Below are 18227 nucleotides of genomic sequence, written 5' to 3'. Positions count from 1 at the left end.
GAAACGGTAGTTACACAACAAAAATCCTGACGGTCACGTCAGGATTTTTAGTTTTAGGGAAAATTCAGACAAATGAAACGAATATTATCCCTATTAGCAGTGGCATGTGGTTTCCAAGCCATGGCCCAATCCAATATCAATGAGGTGTTGGCGGCAGGTCTCGATGATGCCGAAAGATTTACAACCGATTATATAGCTCCGGCCTCTGAAGGTTTCATGTATAGCCTTTCCAGTGGTTGGTACAATACCGCAGATGCGAAGCCGCTGGGCGGGTTCGAAATATCAATAATCGGGAATATGGCCGGTTTTAAGAACAAGGACGATAAAAAGACCTTTGAAATGAATGTGGCCGATTATGACAATCTGAAATTTGTTGACGGTAGTACGTCAAAATTGGTATCGACCTCTTTAGGTGATATTGAAAATGTGATGGTCTATGTAGAAGATGAAAACGGATTGTTCAGGGAGGACTTTGAGCTACCGACCGGTTTAGCTTCAGAAAATATCAATTTTGTGCCATCGGGTTTTGTGCAAGCAAGTGTCGGACTCATAAAAGGTACCGAAATCAAGGCGAGGTTCTTGCCAAAGATAAGTACCGATGATTATGAAATTGGAATGTACGGCGTTGGAATACAGCATGAGCTTACAAAACATTTGCCGGCAGATAAGATTTTGCCTATTGCCATATCGGCGGTAATCGGTTATACCCATTTAGATGGGTCATATGACTTTACGAATTCAAACATAGTTGCTGGTCAAGACCAAAAATTGGAGGTTGATGTGAATACTTGGGTCTTTCAGGCCGTGGTATCCACCAAGCTCCCTATTATCAATTTTTATGGCGGTCTAGGCTATATTACGGGAAAATCTACAACGGATGTTCTTGGTACGTATGTTGTGCAGTCCGGACCTTTTCAGCAAACTTATGAAGATCCTTTTTCAATAGATAAAAAAGCCAATGGCGTAACGGCTAATATTGGAACTAAATTGAAATTGGGATTCTTTAGGTTGCACGCCGACTATGCATTGGCCGAATTCAATACTTTATCTGTAGGTGTCAATTTTGGTTTTAGATAGCACTTAGTTTAAAAATAAAAAAGCCCTGGCAAAAATTTTGCCAGGGCTTTTTCATGTTAATCCATATTAGGTTTTTTACTCCCTAATGGCAAGTATAGCTCCTTTACTATCTACTAGTGTAGCTTGCTCTTCAGTGACTGCGTTCATGGTCACCTTGTCATCGGGCTTGTCATCCATTCCAGGATAGGTAATGGTGTATACTCCGTCTTCCTCTGTCCATCTAAAATCGGTCTTGGCAATGACGGTACCATTTTCCTTGATGTGATAGCGCCCAAGGTAAGCATCGTTGAAAATCCATTCAAAACGAGTTGATACTTTTCCGGAGTCACCATCTGTCAGGGTAGATGCGCTTGACCAAATTCCAATTACAGGATCATTGTTCTCTTGTATTCTAGAGCAATTACTAGCGAGTATAATACTAACGATTGCACAGAATGAAAATAGCTTCTTCATTTGTAGGTAATTATAGATTCGGGGTTTATGATTATAGAACGAAAAGGGTGTGATCGGTATTGCTAAAATTCGATGAATTGCACTAAATTTCGAATATCTTCGTTGAAAGGTAAATTCCTTTAACAGTTGCCCTATTTTGAGTGCACTTTGTCGGAAATGAATAAAAATATAAACTGATTTTTGTCATATTTTTTTCCCCACGATTCAGTACTTTTGTACCGTTAAAATTTTCAACATAAAAACAAGATAATATGAAAGTTACCGTAGTAGGTGCAGGTGCTGTAGGCGCTAGTTGTGCCGAGTATATTGCCATTAAGGATTTTGCTTCTGAAGTAGTAATATTGGATATTAAGGAAGGCTATGCCGAAGGCAAGGCAATGGACTTGATGCAAACAGCTTCTTTAAACGGATTTGATACAAAAATCACGGGATCCACCAGTGATTACTCTAAAACCGCAGGTAGTGATATCGCTGTCATTACTTCAGGTATTCCAAGAAAACCTGGAATGACACGTGAGGAATTGATCGGAATAAATGCCGGTATCGTTAAAACAGTTGCACAGAACCTTGTAAAAGAATCTCCAAATGTTATTTTGATCGTTGTTAGTAATCCTATGGATACTATGACATATTTGGCTCATAAAGTAACAGGATTGCCTAAAAACAGAATTATAGGTATGGGTGGTGCTTTGGACAGTGCACGCTTTAAATATCGTTTAGCTGAAGCTTTGGAAGCCCCTATATCCGATATCGATGGTATGGTTATAGGTGGTCATAGTGATACAGGAATGGTCCCATTGGCTTCACAAGCAACTAGAAATAGTGTTAGAGTATCTGAATTCATCAGTGAAGATCGTTTACAACAAGTTGTTGAGGATACAAAGGTTGGTGGTGCTACCTTGACCAAATTATTAGGTACTAGTGCATGGTATGCCCCTGGTGCGGCAGTATCCGCATTGGTTCAGGCCATTGCTTGTGATCAGAAAAAAATGTTCCCTTGCTCCACTATGTTAGACGGTGAATATGGTCTTTCTGATATTTGCATAGGTGTACCGGTTATTTTAGGTAAGAATGGTATTGAGAAAATCGTTGACGTGCCTCTTTCAGATGCTGAAAAAACTAAAATGAAAGAAAGTGCAGAAGGTGTTAAGAAAACTAACGGACTTTTAGACGTTTAAGACAACACTTTAATATAATGTTACAAAAGGCATCCTGATTTATTTGATCAGGGTGCCTTTGTTTTTTACATTAACTTACAAATATATTGCCAATTCTTAGGGTAAATCATATATTTGCAGGCTGTTGAGAAAAGCACACATAAAATATTCATAACCAATGCAAAATAAAGGACTTATAAAGCTTTTTGCCTTCTTATTCGGGCTTGTTAGTATCTATCAATTATCGTATACCTTCATTACGAGTAAGATTGAAAATGATGCTGAAGAATATGCGACCAATAAAATTTCCAATGCTGAGGAAGATTATCTTTCTAAAAGGGAAGCTTTGGAAATCAGTTATTTAGATTCTATAGGGAGCAATCCTATATTAGGGTTTACTTCTTATGATGAAGCCAAAAAGAAGGAATTGAACAAAGGTCTCGACCTTAAAGGGGGGATCAATGTTACCCTGCAAATATCCGTAAAGGATATTTTGAAAGGGTTGGCGGATAATTCTAAGAGTCCAATATTCAATAAAGCCTTGGCGGATGCCGATTTGGCATCGAAAAGTAGTGATGATACCTATGTAGATCTCTTTTTTGATGCTTTCGACAATATCAAGGGAGATACCAAATTGGCTTCACCGGATATTTTCGCGAATAAGACGTTGAGCGATGAGATTAACTTCCAAATGACAGATGATGAGGTTAAACCCATTATCCGTAGGAAAATAGATGAATCCATTGTTTCCGCTTTTGAGGTATTGCGTGAACGTATTGATGGTTTTGGGGTAACCCAACCCAATATCCAAAGGGAAGGTAATTCAGGTAGGATCTTGGTTGAATTGCCAGGGGCCAGGGATATTGCAAGGGCCCAAGAGCTTTTGTCAAGTACCGCTCAATTGGAGTTTTGGGAAACCTACGAACAGAACAATCCTAGTTTTGGAAACTTTATCGTAGCTGCCAACGAAAGGCTTAAAACCCTTGTTAAAACGGAAAAGGTCGAAGAACCGGTAAAAGAGGAATCAGAATTGGATTCCTTGTTATCCGATGTTACCGATTCATTGGATCTTCCGACTCAGGTGAATCCATTGTATGATATATTGCTTCCTGCTAACCCAGGTACGCATGCCATGTTCAGGGCCGCTGTTAAAGATACGGCCAAAGTGGGTGAATATCTTAGGATGCCGGAGATACAACGATTATTGCCAGCTGATATCCAATTTACCAAGTTCTTATGGGAAAGGCCTTCTTCCGACGATGTTGAAGTGCTTGATCTGTATGCTTTGAAATCAAATAGAAGTGGTTCACCTAGGATAAGTGGTGATGTGGTAAGTGATGCTCGCGATACCTATGATGAATTCAACAAGCCTGCGGTATCGATGAGTATGAACTCAAGAGGTGCAAAAGAGTGGCAGAAGTTAACAAGTGATGCGAATATCAACAACACGGGCATTGCCGTTGTTCTTGACAATAAAGTATATACAGCTCCGGGTTGTTCGGTTGTTGGTGGTATTTCCGGTGGTGGTACCGAAATCACAGGTAGTTTTACCGTAGAGGAAACAAAGGATATCGCTAATGTATTGCGAGCTGGTAAATTACCGGCAAAAGCTGAGATCATTCAATCCAATGTTGTTGGTCCTTCATTGGGTCATGAGGCCATCAATAGCGGTTTTATGTCTTTCTTGATCGCAATGGCTATCGTATTGGTGTGGATGGTGTTTTACTATGGTAAAGCAGGTCTTTTCGCCGATATCGCATTGTTGTTGAACATTCTTTTGATATTCGGTGTTTTAACTAGTTTAAGTGCTGTTCTTACGTTACCTGGTATTGCCGGTATTGTTTTGACCATTGGTATGTCGGTAGATGCGAACGTACTGATCTTTGAACGGATCAAAGAAGAATTGGATAGGGGCAAAGGAAGGTCCCAAGCGGTTGCCGATGGTTTCGGTAATGCACTTTCTTCTATTTTGGATGCGAATATCACCACAGGTTTAACGGCCTTGATTTTATTCTTGTTCGGTACTGGTCCGATAAAAGGTTTTGCAACGACCTTATTAATAGGTATCGTTACTTCATTGTTCACCGCAATATTCATTACTAGACTCTTAGTGGATTGGTATTTAAGTGGAAAAGGAAGAACTTTGGATTTTTCAACCGGACTTACGAAGAACTTGTTCAAAAATTTGAACATCGATTTCTTGAGCAAGAGAAAAATAGCATATGTGATCTCATTGATTTTGGTCGCCGTAAGTATATTTTCCTTGTTCTTTGGACAAGGGTTACAACAAGGTGTAGACTTTATCGGTGGACGTTCGTACCAAGTACGTTTTGAGCATGAGGTTAGTCCTTCTGAGATTGCCTCTGAACTTAATACCGTTTTCGGAAGTGGTACCAATGTTAAAACTTATGGAGAGGCCAATCAGATAAAAATCACAACACCTTATAAGGTTGATGTCGAAGGTGTGGAGGTTGATGATGAGATTCAGACTAAATTGTATACGTCGCTTCAAAAATATCTTCCTGATGGATTGTCGAAAGATGATTTTATTCTAGGGAGCGAGGATAAGGCCGTAGGTATTATGCAATCTGTGAAAGTAGGGCCTACTATTGCGGATGATATTAAAAAGAATGCGTTTTTGGCCATTATCGGGTCTTTAGCTGTGGTGTTCCTATATATCCTATTGCGTTTTAGAAAATGGCAATTTTCTTTAGGAGCGGTCGTAGCGGTATTCCATGATGTTATGATCGTGTTGGGTATCTTCTCTTTGACCGGAAAGATAATGCCGTTCAATATGGAAATTGATCAAGCTTTTATAGCGGCAATACTAACGGTTATCGGTTACTCATTGAATGATACCGTGGTTGTTTTTGACCGTATTCGTGAAATAACCGGAGAGCGTGGCTGGCATGGTGGTGTCAATATCAACAATGCAGTAAATAGTACTTTAGGTCGTACCTTGAATACTTCGTTAACTACATTGGTAGTGTTATTGGCCATATTCATATTTGGGGGCGAATCTTTACGAGGCTTTATGTTCGCGATGATCGTTGGTGTTGTAGTAGGTACGTACTCATCTGTATTCATTGCAACTCCCGTAATGTTCGATACCTTAAAGAATAAGATTAGTGGTCCTGAGGAAAAGGCATAAGAAATATTTGAAAGAAGCAAAAAAAAAGGCCGCTGATCAGCGGCCTTTTTTTATATCTTTTAGGAGTGTAACAACCATTTTTTAGCCTCCTTCTCTGTTGCGAATATTTCGCACTCATAGCCAAAGTTGCGGATAAACGTGGCCAAAACCTCGTATTCCAGGCGCAGCTTGTCGTTTGGGATAACAGCAGTAAGTTTATAATCGGGCATAAACCCTATTGCGACGAGTTTGTCGGCAAGAGCAAAGGAATGGTCAAGTTTAAGCCTTTTGTCTAAATGGGTGACCGCCATTATTTTATTTAATCCATGCTTTTTGCATAACGGGGGTATTTCTGACCATGCGTTGAGGGTTTCCTCTAATTCATTATCGATATCCCGCGTTCCGGTAAATTCGGCTTCAACAAAGTCGTCATGTACTTTTAAGCGTAATGTAATAGGCATAATCAGTTGTTTTTGATATGATTTGGTTTATTTGAATCCATGCATTGTCAATCTTCATTAAAAGTCAGAATTAGTTAATGTTCCAGTTTCTTGTACAAAACTGACGGATAATGATATTTAATAAAGTTGTCAGGTTTAAAAAGGAATTGGGGAAATATGGATAGGCGTTGAAATAACCTAAGTTTCTTTCAAAAGAATATAATAAGAGTACACAGTGGGTTTATATTGCTCCTTTGTTTATTCATTTCCATATGACCTCCTAAACATCTCGTATAAACTAGATGCAAACATTAAAATAATTCAAAGAGCCCTGTTAAAAAACAGTTCGCGTATCCATCATTGAAACGGACAAAAAATAAAAGTTCAAATTTACTTCAGTTAAAGCGAATTTTCAACTATTAATTGAAATAATGTGTTTTTATTTACAAGGAAACCATAGAAAAAAACTACACTGATCGTAGTTTAAGAACCTATATGCTTAACATGATTTTTTCAATAACCATTTTAAGGCTTCAGATTCTGATAGGAATAATTTTATTTTATAATTCAGGCGGGAAGCGCAGTTCTCAAAAAAAGATAAATTGGCATATTCGATTTGATTTGATCCTACACCGGCAATTTTAAAATCTTTGCCAAAAGAAAGTTTATCTATGGCCTCGGCTACTTCGAACATGCTGCTTGGTGGTATACGACCTTCTATCTTTGAACGAACCAATATCCGATTCATATTACTTACCTCGCACAGACGGGTAATCTCTGTCCATATTCGTATGCCTTCCTGACCTTCTTGCCCTAAGGTTCTTTGGCCAGTTAGTACTATTTTTAAATGGTCCTTTTGTAGTCGGGGGGTTAATTCTACAGGCATTTCAATTATTTTTCAAATGCGTAATATGTTGAAAAATAATAAATTAACGTCAGTTGTCTATCCAAAAAAGTGTATTGTTAAGGAATAACAACTTTACCTGAAGAGCCTTCGTCACTACTTTTTAGTACAAACTTATACTGTGGTTTTAAACCCGCTTCTTCACGATGGGATACAAATATGATGGTAGTCTGGGTTTCGTTGGCCATTTTATTGACTAAAGAAACCAATAGTGCTGCAGATTCATCATCAAGACCTGCTGTCGGTTCATCCAATATCAACAATAAGGGATGTTTTATCATGGCCCTTGTGGTCATCACCAATCGCTTTTGGCCTAGGGTCAAATCATGAAAAAGGGTATTTTTTAAATGCCACATCCCTATGAGTTGAAGCCATTCCTTGGCAAGTCTTAACTGTGCCTCGGTAGGTAATACATATAATCCTATGGAATCTAAAATGCCAGAGATCATCATATGTTCCAACGAGTGGTAGCCTGTGAATTTGTCGGTCATTGATGGTGTAAAGTACCCTATGTTCTTTTTAATGTCCCAGATACTCTCCCCACTTCCTTTTTTTTGCCCAAAAAGAAAAAGTTCCTGTCCGTAACCTTTTGGATTTTCCCCAGTGATCATAGAAAGAATCGTGGTCTTTCCACTACCGTTTTCGCCACTGAGTTCCCAAAATTGACCTTTATCTATTTTCCATGTGATATTGTTTAAAATGGGTCTATTGTTATAACTGACATTAATTCCTTTTAATGAAATCAAATTATCTTGGTTATATTCTGCTTCTTTTATGGGAGGGGGAATATCTCCGGTTAGTTTTTGATGATGTACCGAGGTTATTGATTTTATGTTGGGTAGTTCCATAATTGAATTTCCAACAAGTTCAATAAAGTTGGGAATGAAGGGTAAGAGGTCTTCCTTTCTACTTATAATTTGGATTAGGATTATGTCTTTGGCAATGTTTGTAAGCTCTTCCCTTAATACTGTCTGGTACTGTTTGTCAAGATTGTCAAAAGGATTGTCTAGGATTATATAATCCGGTTTTGATTTCAATAGGTGGTGGAGTAAGGCTTTTTTCTGTTCTCCACTCGACATGGATTGTAGGCTTTGCGGACGGTTAAGGGTTAGTCCGCTATCACCGTGTCTACTTTCCTCGTCAATTAGTTTCGTTAAGGCAATTTTTGAAAAAAGGGCACCTTGTAAGCCTTTCAGTCCGTCGAAATATTTCGTGGCTTTTCCATCCAGAATTTCATTGATGAAATCCGTTGTTCTGGATTCGTTCGTGATGAAAACGGCCCAATGTTTTGCTTTTTTCATTTCTAAAAGGAAATTTTAATCAAAGATACGCTGAAAAGAAGGCATATAAAAGGTTGTTGGCCGGTCGGAAAGGTTGTGCCCCTTAATAATAACTTCAATTGTCATCAAAATATTATTTTATGTTTTCTATTGTAGATGCTCTTTGTTTTTCGAATATTATGAGGTATTTTCAGTGCTTGAAAAAGCTGATTAAAATTGAATCGAAATGGAAGAAGCAATAACACTTAAGAGCGTAGAGAAGGAAATGGGTAAGGCTTTTAAGGGGCTTAGGTTTTTACTAGAGGCCTTACACGAAGTATTGGTTGAGAACGGTGAACGTGAAATTGCGAAATCAATTCCATGGATCAATGAGGGGCAGCTTCAGGAAGTACCCATTACCCCTAAAACCCTTCAATTGTATTCCTTGATATTTCAATTGGTGAATATGGTCGAGATCAATAATGCCGTGCAGAAGCGAAGGGCTTTGGAAGAAAGCGATCTAGCAGGCGTTAATGGTCTATGGGCTTCAAACCTTAAATCTTTAAAAGAAGCGGGTATAGGGGAAAACGAGATCATACCTATTTTGAAGGAAATCTCAGTTGAACCGGTTCTAACTGCGCATCCTACCGAGGCTAAGAGGGCTACGGTATTGGAACATCATCGTGAGCTTTACCTTCTTTTGGTGAAAATGGAGAATACCATGTATTCCCAGTATGAGAAAGCCAATATCAGGAATACCATAAAACTTAGTTTATACCGTCTTTGGAAGACAGGTGAGATATATTTGGAAAAACCCGATGTAGAATCGGAATTGAGAAATATTGTACATTATTTGGTCAATGTGTTTCCCGAGGTCATTCCCATCATTGATCAGCGATTAGTACAGGCTGCTCAGATATTGGACATGAATAAGGGAGCAATACAAAGCAGCCATGCCTATCCTAAGATTACTTTTGGTAACTGGGTGGGTGGTGATCGTGACGGCCATCCTTTGGTGACAGCAGATGTAACCCAGAATACTTTACTGCACTTACGGCTCAATGCTTTTGTGGTCATAAGCAGAAAACTAAACGAGTTGGTTAGGCGACTTAGTTTTAGTATTCCTTTGGAGGGTTGCTCCAAACCTTACCAAACCCGTGTCCTAGAGATGGTTTCTGAATTGGGAGACGAAAGAGGAAATAGGGTTTTGGGAAGAAATACAGGGGAAGCGTTTAGGCAAATTATTTCTTTGATGTTGGCGAAATTGCCAGTAGACACAGAACGTGGCCATGCGACCAAATTATCCAATACCAAAGGGGCCTATATACATTCTTCCCAGTTAAGATCCGATCTAGGGTTGTTGCAAAATGAATTGTTAAGTTATGGGGCTAAATCAGTCGCATATGAAGATGTGACTTCCGCTTTGCGTATTGTCGAGGTTTTCGGTTTTCATCTTGCTGCATTGGATATACGTCAAAACAGTACATTTCATGATAAGGCCATAGAGCAGTTACTGAAAGCGGCCCATTGGGAGCAAAGTTCTTTTAGTGAATGGAATGAAGAAAAGAGGACTGCCTTTTTGTTAAAGGAGCTACAGCATGCCAGGCCGTTTGTACACTTTAAAACCCCATTGGATAAGGAGGCCAAAGCGGTTATGGAATGTTATAGAACCATTGAGGAGCATACGGCAACTTATGGTTTTAACTGTATAGGGTCGTTTATCGTAAGTATGACGCGTTCTTTCTCTGATCTAATGACCGTTTATCTCTTGGCCAAGGAAGCCGGACTCACATTTATGTCAGACGATGGATTGGTTTCTAAAATGCACGTGGTGCCGCTTTTGGAAACGATAGAAGATTTAAAGAACGGTCCCGTTATTCTGGCGGAATACTTTTTGAACCCGATTGTTCAGCGTTCTCTAAAATACCAACAAGAGCAACAAGGACTGTCTAGACCTATGCAACAGATCATGATAGGCTATAGTGACAGTAATAAGGATGGAGGTATCATGTCCAGTAATTGGCAGTTGTACAAAGCCCAATACAAATTAGCACAGTTAGGGGAAGAGTATAATATAGACATTCGGTTCTTTCATGGTAAGGGTGGATCTATAAGTAGGGGTTCGGGTCCTACGCATTATTTTATCAAGGCACTTCCTTTTAAATCGCCAAATGGTAATATGCGACTGACAGAGCAAGGGGAGACCATTGCCCAGAAATATGCGCACAAGATGAATGCGGCCTTCAATTTGGAGTTGTTGGTAGCAAATACATTGACTAAAACATTAATGGATAATAATAGTGAGCGTAGCTATCATGAAAATGCAACTATTATCGAGTGGTTGGCCCAAGAGAGTAAAAACCAATATGCAAATCTTATAAATTCTGAAGGTTTTATAGAATATTTTAGGACCGCCACACCTATAGATGCTATTGAAACCAGTAAAATCGGTTCTAGGCCATCAAAAAGGACCGGCGCCAATACCTTGGCAGATTTAAGGGCCATACCTTGGGTGTTTTCTTGGAGCCAGGCGAGCTACCATATGACGAGTTGGTACGGATTGGGGTCGGCCTTGGAAAAATTGAAGACCACAAAGCCATCAGAATATGAAGAGCTTAAAAAAGCCCTGGAAACAGATGCATTTCTTAAATATGTATTTACGAATGTTGACAGTAGTCTTGTTGCAACCGATGAGAAAACGATGGAAATGTATTCGGAATTGGTGCCCAATGCGGAATTAAAGAATAAGTTTTTATCAAAATTCTTGGCAGAGTTGAAATTGATGCATTTTTATATGGATGACCTTACGGGTAAACCAATAGAGGAAAGGAGAAAGGATCTTTACTATTCCAATCACCTAAGGGCTCCTTTGATGGATAGGTTGCATAAAAAGCAGATAGAGCTTTTAGGCAAATGGAGGGTAGAAAAAACTGAAAACCCGGAAGCGGCCCAAAAGACCCAGATAGAACTGATGTTGACTATCAATGCCATAGCAGGCGCCAATCGAAATACCGGTTGATCAATGGCTGGATTATTCTTTAAATATCGAAGCAATTAAGCTTTTTCTACGATTACCCTGTATATATGAACGGGATTGTCTTTGTAGGTGGTTGTCTTGTCCAATAACATGCCGTTTTTAAGTGCTACTTGTTGGGATGGCTTGTTATCTATATGAATGATCGATATCAATGACTTGGCCAAGTTATGCTCAAAGGCGAAAGATTTGCATTTTATTGCGGCCTCGGTCGCATAGCCCATGTTTCTAAAAGGTCGGAGTAAAGAATACCCGATTTCTAGCTCTTCAATATCATCAACGGTTTGTGTAAGGAGGCCGCATTGCCCAATAAAAGTTCCATTATCTTTTAGGATAAGCGCGTTCATGCCTCCTAGATTGTTCCTGTAACGATAGAAGGCTTTCTCAAACCAATTTTCACAGGCCTGCACGGGGTTCTTTATTTCTTCGGACCAATATTGAAAACTTGATGGGTCTGAATAGAATGGGAGCCAATGGTCAAAATCGGAAGGTAATAACTTTCTATAGGTAAGTCTTTCAGATTTCTCTCCATGCAAAAGATAATCCATTAGTTTAATCTTTCGTGAACTCGACCCTATCGCCAACCTCTAATAACCATTCTTCCGCAAGACCGGCATTGATTTCCAATGCATATTTTACGGGCACCTGGGATGGCAAGGTTTTTTCGTCAAAAGGTTGGGCATTTTCCTGAAAACTGGCAATCTTCATATTCTCACCGATAAATATGATATCCAAACCGATTTCGGTGTTTTTCATATGAAAGTAATGTTGTCTCACATCAGGAAATATAAATAACATTCCATGGTTTTTGGCCATACTTTTTCGGTACATGAGACCGGTTTCGGTCTCATAATCCGTTTCGGCGATTTCTATGTCCAAATTGGTTAGGACAGAATCGGTCTGCGCTTTGTAAATGGTCAACGTACCCTCTTTGGTAAAAGAGATTTTTTCTGTTTTAATGGTTTTTTTGGTTTCTTCCTTGCAGGAAACGAAAAATACCGAGATACTTAAGAAAAGCAGTAATAAGAGGCTATGTTTTTTCATCATACAATGTTTGTAAAGACCAGGTTGAATATCGACTATGAATTTTTGGCACTAGGTCTCAACATAAAATAAAGACCGATTATAATGAAAGGAATGCTTAACCATTGCCCTGTGGATAATAGGCCTAGTGTTTCTTCAAAACCACCCTGACTTTTCTTAACAAATTCTACAAAGAACCTTATGGTCCATAGTATAACCAGGAACAGTCCAAAAAGATATCCCAATTTATCCTTTTTATCGGTTTTCCAATAAAGGAAGTATAATAGGATAAAGAGGAAAATATAACACACCCCTTCGTACAATTGGGCAGGATGTCTATACGGAATCTGATTTAGGTACTCCGCAAATTCAGCTTTATGTGCAATGGCGTCATAAGCGGCATTCACCGTTTTTTCTTTGGTAACGGCCATGGCTTTCTGCGGGTGCATGTCATCGGAATCCCGAATGAACTTGGTGGCGAAAATGAAGGATTCATCAGTAACTTTGCCATTGATCTCTGAATTGAAAAAGTTGCCCAAACGAACAAAAAAAGCTCCGATGGATACGGGTATTACCAATCGGTCCAAAATCCAAAGTAATTTGAATTCAGGAAATTTTCTCGTGTACAAGTACATACCTATGATAACCCCTATTGCAGCCCCATGGCTTGCCAATCCTGTGAAACCAGTAAATTCATAACCATTTATGATCCCGAACAGGGTGCTGCCTGCACTTTCTCGAATGGGTAAAAGTATTTCCGCTATATGATTTTTATAATATGGCCAATCGTAGAAAAAAACGTGCCCTAAACGCGCACCGAGCATTGTGGCCAAAACGGTATGTATGAAAAGCGAATCAAGCTGTTCAACGGACTTTTTTTCGTTGGAGAAAATACGTTTCATGATGAACCACCCCACTGCAAAGGCGATAATCCATAATAAATTGTAATATTTTATCTGAAGGAAACCGATTTTGAACAAAGTATCGTTCGGATTCCAAATGAGGCCTAAAAAGTGCATATGTAAAATTTGAAAGGCTAAGATAATAAAATAGATGGGCTAGACCGCTACGCTTTTAGAAAATAGATATAAGACTGATATTATCATATAAAATTTTTTCCATTTTTGTTATGAGAGTTCTAATTGTTTTCAATTAAGTACTCAAAATAAATCGAGTCACTTTATTAGGTTGTTCTCAGAAGGAGAAGGTAATTCAGGGTTTTCATATTGGTACTTGGAACTTGATTTTGGGATTTGTCTTTTTATGGTACGGGGTCGTAACCTTTACCGCCCCATGGGTGACAACTGAAGATTCGTTTTAATGCCAGCCATCCACCTTTGAACAAACCATGCTTTTGTAAGGCTTCTACGGTGTATTGGGAACAGGTAGGGGAGTATCGGCATGTTGCCGGAGTATAAGGGGATATGGCATATTGGTAAAATCTCACCAATAATATAAAAGGGGCAATCAGAATTTTTTTTAAAGTAATTTTCGATGCCATATCCTTATGAAATCGGATTTATTCCTTGTTAAGTGTTCAGGATACGCTGAACGTAGTCCCTTCTTTACCGTCTTTCAACTGAATTCCCATGGCCGACAACTGGTCACGTATTTTATCGGAAGTCGCAAAATCCCTATTGCTTCGGGCTTCGTTTCGTAGTTCGATCAATAATTCAACAACACCTTGTAGTTTGTTCGAATCTTGGTTACTTTCCGTTTTATGTTCCAAGCCCAATACATCAAATATGAAATCGCTCATGGTTTGTTGTAAAAGGTCTTTGTCAGTTGAGGTTATCTTTTCTTTTCCTTCTTTGATAAGATTGATGTGTTTTACCCCCTCGAATAAATGAGCGATTAGAATAGGGGTATTAAAATCGTCATTCATGGCGTCATAACATTTCTGTCTCCATCCGGGAACATCGAAATCGGATATTGTGTCGGTTTCAAGATTCTTAAGGTTGTCAAAAGCATCCATTAATCTATGGTATCCTTTCTCGGAGGCTAATAGCGCATCATTGCTTAAGTCCAAAATACTGGTATAGTGGGCCTGCATCATGAAAAACCGGACTACGGAGGGCGAGAAAGGTTTACTTAATATGGTGTTTTCCCCTGAGAAAATTTCCCCAGGTAGTATATTGTTCCCCGTGGATTTTGCCATTTTCTTTCCGTTCATGGTCAGCATATTGGCATGTAACCAATAGTTGACGGGAGAATGGCCATTACTGGCTTCGGCCTGGGCAATTTCGCATTCGTGATGTGGGAATTTCAAATCCATTCCACCACCATGGATATCGAAGGTTTCCCCAAGATATTTTGTGCTCATTGCCGTACATTCCAAATGCCATCCTGGAAAACCGTCTCCCCATGGGGAAGGCCAGCGCATAATATGTTGCGGCTCGGCTTTTTTCCAAAGGGCAAAATCCTGAGGATTTTTTTTCTCGCTCTGTGCGGCCAATTCCCGGGTATTGGCAATCATGTCTTCCAATTTCCTGCCACTCAATTTTCCATATTCAAATGTGTCATTGAATTTTTTCACATCAAAATAAACGGAACCGTTGATCTCATAGGCATATCCTTTTTCAAGGATTTCTTTTATGATTTCCAACTGTTCTATAATGTGGCCGGTTGCCGTGGGTTCGATACTTGGTGGTAAAAAATTGAATTGATCCAAGATGTAATGAAAGTCAACGGTATAACGTTGTACGACTTCCATCGGTTCAATTTTCTCCAATCTTGCCTTTTTTGCAATCTTATCCTCACCTTCATCCGCATCATCTACCAAATGACCTGCGTCGGTAATGTTACGAACATAGCGGACCTTATAGCCTAAATGACGCAAATACCTGAAAATCATGTCGAAGGACATAAAAGTTCGGCAGTTGCCCAAATGTACATTACTATAAACCGTTGGGCCACAGACATACATGCCTACATGACCTTCGTTTATGGGTTTGAATATTTCCTTTTTACCACTAAGTGAATTGGTGATCTTTAGGGTTTGTTCCTGGTACAATTGCATTTTGGCGAAAGAAGATTAAAACTTTGTTTCTAGATTCAAGTATTCCAAAAATTCGCTTCGAAGGGCTTCGTTTTTGAATTTACCTCCGTATTCCGCGGTTACGGTACTACTTTCTATATCCCTGATTCCTCTGGAATTTACACATAAATGTTTGGCATCGATAACGCAGGCCACGTCTTCAGTATTCAAAACCCTTTGGAGTTCCCGAACTATCTGAATGGTAAGACGTTCCTGTACTTGCGGCCGTTTTGCATAATAGTCTACAATACGGTTCATTTTTGAAAGTCCAACAACATTGCCATTACTGATGTAGGCTACATGCGCCCTACCGACTATGGGCAATAAATGGTGTTCACAAGTAGAATACAGTGTAATGTTCTTTTCAACCAACATTTCACCATACTTATATTTATTGTCAAAGGTAGAGGAGTTGGGTTTTTTCTTCGGGTCTAGCCCACTGAAAATTTCCTTTACAAACATTTTGGCTACCCGGTTAGGGGTGCCCATTAGACTATCGTCTTCCAGATCAAGGCCTAAAGTGAGCATTATCTCTCGTACGTTGGTCCTTATTCTTTCCATCTTTTCATCATCACTCAATACAAACGCATCCTCACGTAGTGGAGTGTCCTCGGCAGAAGAAACATGGTCGTTTCCCATTTCCTCATATTGCTCTTCCAATGTGCTGTCAATTTTCATTTAAAAAACTTTAAAGAACGGCAAAGATATACATTATATGGCACTTTATAGTTGTATAGACCTAATACACAACATAAATTAGTGTTAAGGGAAATTGCCGGTTATTTTTATGTTCTAGTAGCTTAAACGATGTATGAAGCATAAGGGTATTTGGATTTGTTTAACCTTCATGTTGGGGATTTCCTGTGCTTTGGCGCAGGTAGCTCCCGATTGTGGCAACGCCGTGCCTATTTGTAATAGTACTCCTATAAATGGGGGTACTCAAGGATTTGGGGTCGATGATTTTAATGGGGCCAGAAAGACCGGATGCCTTGAAGCAACTACTACTGGGGCTATAGAATCGAATTCTGCTTGGTATCGTTTTAGGACTGGGGCCTCGGGCCAGTTGGGTTTTAATATTGGCTTTGATGATTCGGAAGACTGGGATTTTGCCTTGTATAAAACGAATGATTGTAATGCTTTGGGTGAACCCGTTCGTTGTAATTTTTTTGATAATAAAGATGAAGATTCCTTTATGGGCGTGGGGGAGGATCCAACCGGTTCCGTAGCAAATCTCCAGTATGAGGATTGGCTCCAGGTAGAAGCGGGGGAGGACTACTATTTAATGATCAATAATTTCAGTAATAACAATTCAGGGTTTTCAATCCAGTTTTCCGGTAGTATTTTTGTAACGAATCCTTATGATGCTTTGGATTGTTCCATAATCAGTAACTTATTGGGGCCTCCCGTGGCTGCCTGTGAAAATGATATCATTACTTTGGACGCTTCTGCCGCAACGGCGGTTAACTACGATTGGTTTCAAGATGTAGGTAGTGGTTTCAAGGCTATTGTAGGTGAACATGGTTCTTTGCTAGAGGTAGTTTCTAATGGTACATATAGGGTCAATGCTGCACTTTCAGACGGTAGCACAATTGTCAGTGATGTGCAAGTGAGCTTTTCGGCCAATCCTGTTGCGTTTCCCGTAGCCGACGATTCATCATGCTCAGGGGCAACGACCTATGACCTTTCACAAAAGGATGTTGAGGTTTTGGGAACCCAGGATCCTTCAGCGTTTATTGTGAGTTACCACACGACCTTGGCTGATGCCGTTAATGGCATTGATTTTTTGCCTAAATCCTTGGAAACAGATAATAGTTCACAGACCATTTATGTGCGGGTCACCTCTTTAAGCAATCCCAAATGTTACGATGCGTCACAATATTTTCAGTTGACCAATCTTGAATCCCCTGTGATGGATTTTGATACAGAGGTTTTTCTGTGTGATGGAAACCCAAGTATCGTTATAGGGGAAACCACACCTCCAGACCCAAACTATACCTATTTGTGGGATACAGGGGAGACTTCATCCAGTCTTGAGGTTTCTCAAGAAGGGACTTATTTGCTAACGGCAACTAATTCACAGGGAGGATTGTCCTGTAGTGATTCTAGGACTATTGTAGTTGCTAGGTCGGTAACACCTGTAATAACCAATGTGTTGATCGAAGATTTGCAAGCCAATAATAAAGTAACAGTTTTAACGAATGTCACTGAAAATATAGAGTTTCAGTTAGATGAGGGGGATTTTCAAACATCTAATGTTTTTGTCGATGTTTTACCTGGTCCGCATACGATAACCATTAATGATATTAATGGCTGTGGAATGGTTTCCGAGGAGATTGTTGTGGTCGGATTTCAGAAATTCTTTACTCCAAACGGCGATGGTAAAAACGATTATTGGAATATATTGGAGATTTCGGAACTAGAAAACCCTATTGTGAGTATCTACGACCGCTTTGGTAAATTGGTGAAAGTGCTTAATGCAAATACCATAGGGTGGGATGGTACATACAATGGGAAAGCACTGCCCTCATCTGATTATTGGTTTAAATTGAGTTATACGGATTCTAGTGGGGAACGGTCCTTCGCAAAATATATCAATAATCACTTTTCTCTTAAAAGGTAGATGCTTGTTAAATGATAATATCCCTGTATTTTATCGATTAACGACATAAAATTCCGTCAAAATATAATAAAATAGGGGTGCTAGAGTTATACT

The 18227-nt window shown here is 39.4% G+C and carries 15 protein-coding genes; 5 read left to right on the top strand and 10 right to left on the bottom strand.

What is annotated here, in order from left to right:
- The first annotated feature begins 72 nt into the window (after window positions 1-72).
- Window positions 73-1077 (top strand): DUF6588 family protein, encoded by a 1005-nt coding sequence (locus tag R3X28_RS18265; RefSeq protein ID WP_317666284.1) that lies wholly within the window; start codon window positions 73-75, stop codon window positions 1075-1077.
- Between the two features lie 75 nt (window positions 1078-1152).
- Here R3X28_RS18265 and R3X28_RS18260 read toward each other — a convergent pair whose 3' ends face one another.
- On the bottom strand, window positions 1153-1530 hold the full coding sequence (locus R3X28_RS18260; protein ID WP_154367446.1) for a hypothetical protein: 378 nt from the start codon (window positions 1528-1530) through the stop codon (window positions 1153-1155).
- Between the two features lie 251 nt (window positions 1531-1781).
- Between R3X28_RS18260 and mdh the strand changes: the two genes are divergently transcribed.
- Both mdh and secDF read left to right on the top strand, forming a co-directional pair.
- Window positions 1782-2708 (top strand): malate dehydrogenase, encoded by a 927-nt coding sequence (gene mdh / locus R3X28_RS18255; RefSeq protein ID WP_317666282.1) that lies wholly within the window; start codon window positions 1782-1784, stop codon window positions 2706-2708.
- 157 nt (window positions 2709-2865) lie between these two features.
- Complete coding sequence (secDF, locus tag R3X28_RS18250) at window positions 2866-5838, top strand: protein translocase subunit SecDF (protein WP_317666280.1); 2973 nt, start codon at window positions 2866-2868, stop codon at window positions 5836-5838.
- Window positions 5839-5897: 59 nt separating this feature from the next.
- On the opposite strand, the gene R3X28_RS18245 is transcribed toward secDF, so the two are convergent.
- The 3 genes from R3X28_RS18245 to R3X28_RS18235 all read right to left on the bottom strand — a co-directional run bounded on the left by R3X28_RS18245 (window position 5898) and on the right by R3X28_RS18235 (window position 8462).
- Window positions 5898-6278: a hypothetical protein gene (locus R3X28_RS18245; RefSeq protein ID WP_154367452.1), complete on the bottom strand. Its 381-nt coding sequence runs from the start codon at window positions 6276-6278 to the stop codon at window positions 5898-5900.
- Between the two features lie 478 nt (window positions 6279-6756).
- Complete coding sequence (locus R3X28_RS18240) at window positions 6757-7143, bottom strand: hypothetical protein (protein WP_317666277.1); 387 nt, start codon at window positions 7141-7143, stop codon at window positions 6757-6759.
- 77 nt (window positions 7144-7220) lie between these two features.
- On the bottom strand, window positions 7221-8462 hold the full coding sequence (locus tag R3X28_RS18235) for an ATP-binding cassette domain-containing protein (protein WP_317666275.1): 1242 nt from the start codon (window positions 8460-8462) through the stop codon (window positions 7221-7223).
- 205 nt (window positions 8463-8667) lie between these two features.
- Between R3X28_RS18235 and R3X28_RS18230 the strand changes: the two genes are divergently transcribed.
- Window positions 8668-11439 (top strand): phosphoenolpyruvate carboxylase, encoded by a 2772-nt coding sequence (locus R3X28_RS18230; protein WP_317666273.1) that lies wholly within the window; start codon window positions 8668-8670, stop codon window positions 11437-11439.
- A 35-nt stretch (window positions 11440-11474) separates the two neighbouring features.
- On the opposite strand, the gene R3X28_RS18225 is transcribed toward R3X28_RS18230, so the two are convergent.
- The 6 genes from R3X28_RS18225 to folE all read right to left on the bottom strand — a co-directional run bounded on the left by R3X28_RS18225 (window position 11475) and on the right by folE (window position 16192).
- Window positions 11475-12002, bottom strand: coding sequence for a GNAT family N-acetyltransferase (locus R3X28_RS18225; RefSeq protein ID WP_317666271.1), 528 nt, complete (start codon window positions 12000-12002; stop codon window positions 11475-11477).
- Window positions 12003-12006: 4 nt separating this feature from the next.
- Window positions 12007-12501, bottom strand: coding sequence for a DUF192 domain-containing protein (locus R3X28_RS18220; RefSeq protein WP_411556621.1), 495 nt, complete (start codon window positions 12499-12501; stop codon window positions 12007-12009).
- Between the two features lie 32 nt (window positions 12502-12533).
- On the bottom strand, window positions 12534-13496 hold the full coding sequence (lgt, locus tag R3X28_RS18215) for a prolipoprotein diacylglyceryl transferase (protein WP_154367464.1): 963 nt from the start codon (window positions 13494-13496) through the stop codon (window positions 12534-12536).
- Between the two features lie 242 nt (window positions 13497-13738).
- Entirely contained in the window at window positions 13739-13978 is a 240-nt protein-coding gene (gene yidD, locus R3X28_RS18210; RefSeq protein ID WP_154367466.1) for a membrane protein insertion efficiency factor YidD, read from the bottom strand.
- A gap of 36 nt (window positions 13979-14014) precedes the next feature.
- Window positions 14015-15496 carry a cysteine--tRNA ligase gene (gene cysS, locus R3X28_RS18205; protein WP_282054448.1) on the bottom strand — a complete coding sequence of 494 codons (1482 nt, stop codon included), beginning with the start codon at window positions 15494-15496 and terminating at the stop codon, window positions 14015-14017.
- Window positions 15497-15511: 15 nt separating this feature from the next.
- A complete protein-coding gene (folE, locus tag R3X28_RS18200) occupies window positions 15512-16192 on the bottom strand; it encodes a GTP cyclohydrolase I FolE (RefSeq protein WP_154367470.1) in 681 nt (226 codons plus the stop codon).
- A 133-nt stretch (window positions 16193-16325) separates the two neighbouring features.
- Between folE and R3X28_RS18195 the strand changes: the two genes are divergently transcribed.
- Window positions 16326-18134, top strand: coding sequence for a T9SS type B sorting domain-containing protein (locus R3X28_RS18195; RefSeq protein ID WP_317666269.1), 1809 nt, complete (start codon window positions 16326-16328; stop codon window positions 18132-18134).
- Window positions 18135-18227 lie beyond the last annotated feature (93 nt).

This window comes from Maribacter sp. TH_r10, from assembly GCF_033101095.1.
Taxonomy (GTDB): Bacteria; Bacteroidota; Bacteroidia; order Flavobacteriales; family Flavobacteriaceae; genus Maribacter_A; species Maribacter_A luteus.
Note: the sequence above shows the minus strand (reverse complement) of the source record. Positions and strands in the feature narration are given on the sequence as shown.

Excerpts from the sequence above, each read along its gene's own strand:
- R3X28_RS18195 (WP_317666269.1), top strand. The coding sequence starts at position 16,326 with ATGAAGCATAAGGGTATTTGGATTTGTTTAACCTTCATGTTGGGGATT.
- R3X28_RS18245 (WP_154367452.1), bottom strand. The coding sequence starts at position 6,278 with ATGCCTATTACATTACGCTTAAAAGTACATGACGACTTTGTTGAAGCC.
- R3X28_RS18235 (WP_317666275.1), bottom strand. The coding sequence starts at position 8,462 with ATGAAAAAAGCAAAACATTGGGCCGTTTTCATCACGAACGAATCCAGA.
- yidD (WP_154367466.1), bottom strand. The coding sequence starts at position 13,978 with ATGGCATCGAAAATTACTTTAAAAAAAATTCTGATTGCCCCTTTTATA.
- R3X28_RS18220 (WP_411556621.1), bottom strand. The coding sequence starts at position 12,501 with ATGATGAAAAAACATAGCCTCTTATTACTGCTTTTCTTAAGTATCTCG.
- cysS (WP_282054448.1), bottom strand. The coding sequence starts at position 15,496 with ATGCAATTGTACCAGGAACAAACCCTAAAGATCACCAATTCACTTAGT.
- folE (WP_154367470.1), bottom strand. The coding sequence starts at position 16,192 with ATGAAAATTGACAGCACATTGGAAGAGCAATATGAGGAAATGGGAAAC.
- R3X28_RS18260 (WP_154367446.1), bottom strand. The coding sequence starts at position 1,530 with ATGAAGAAGCTATTTTCATTCTGTGCAATCGTTAGTATTATACTCGCT.
- R3X28_RS18240 (WP_317666277.1), bottom strand. The coding sequence starts at position 7,143 with ATGCCTGTAGAATTAACCCCCCGACTACAAAAGGACCATTTAAAAATA.
- R3X28_RS18265 (WP_317666284.1), top strand. The coding sequence starts at position 73 with ATGAAACGAATATTATCCCTATTAGCAGTGGCATGTGGTTTCCAAGCC.
- secDF (WP_317666280.1), top strand. The coding sequence starts at position 2,866 with ATGCAAAATAAAGGACTTATAAAGCTTTTTGCCTTCTTATTCGGGCTT.
- R3X28_RS18230 (WP_317666273.1), top strand. The coding sequence starts at position 8,668 with ATGGAAGAAGCAATAACACTTAAGAGCGTAGAGAAGGAAATGGGTAAG.
- mdh (WP_317666282.1), top strand. The coding sequence starts at position 1,782 with ATGAAAGTTACCGTAGTAGGTGCAGGTGCTGTAGGCGCTAGTTGTGCC.
- lgt (WP_154367464.1), bottom strand. The coding sequence starts at position 13,496 with ATGCACTTTTTAGGCCTCATTTGGAATCCGAACGATACTTTGTTCAAA.
- R3X28_RS18225 (WP_317666271.1), bottom strand. The coding sequence starts at position 12,002 with ATGGATTATCTTTTGCATGGAGAGAAATCTGAAAGACTTACCTATAGA.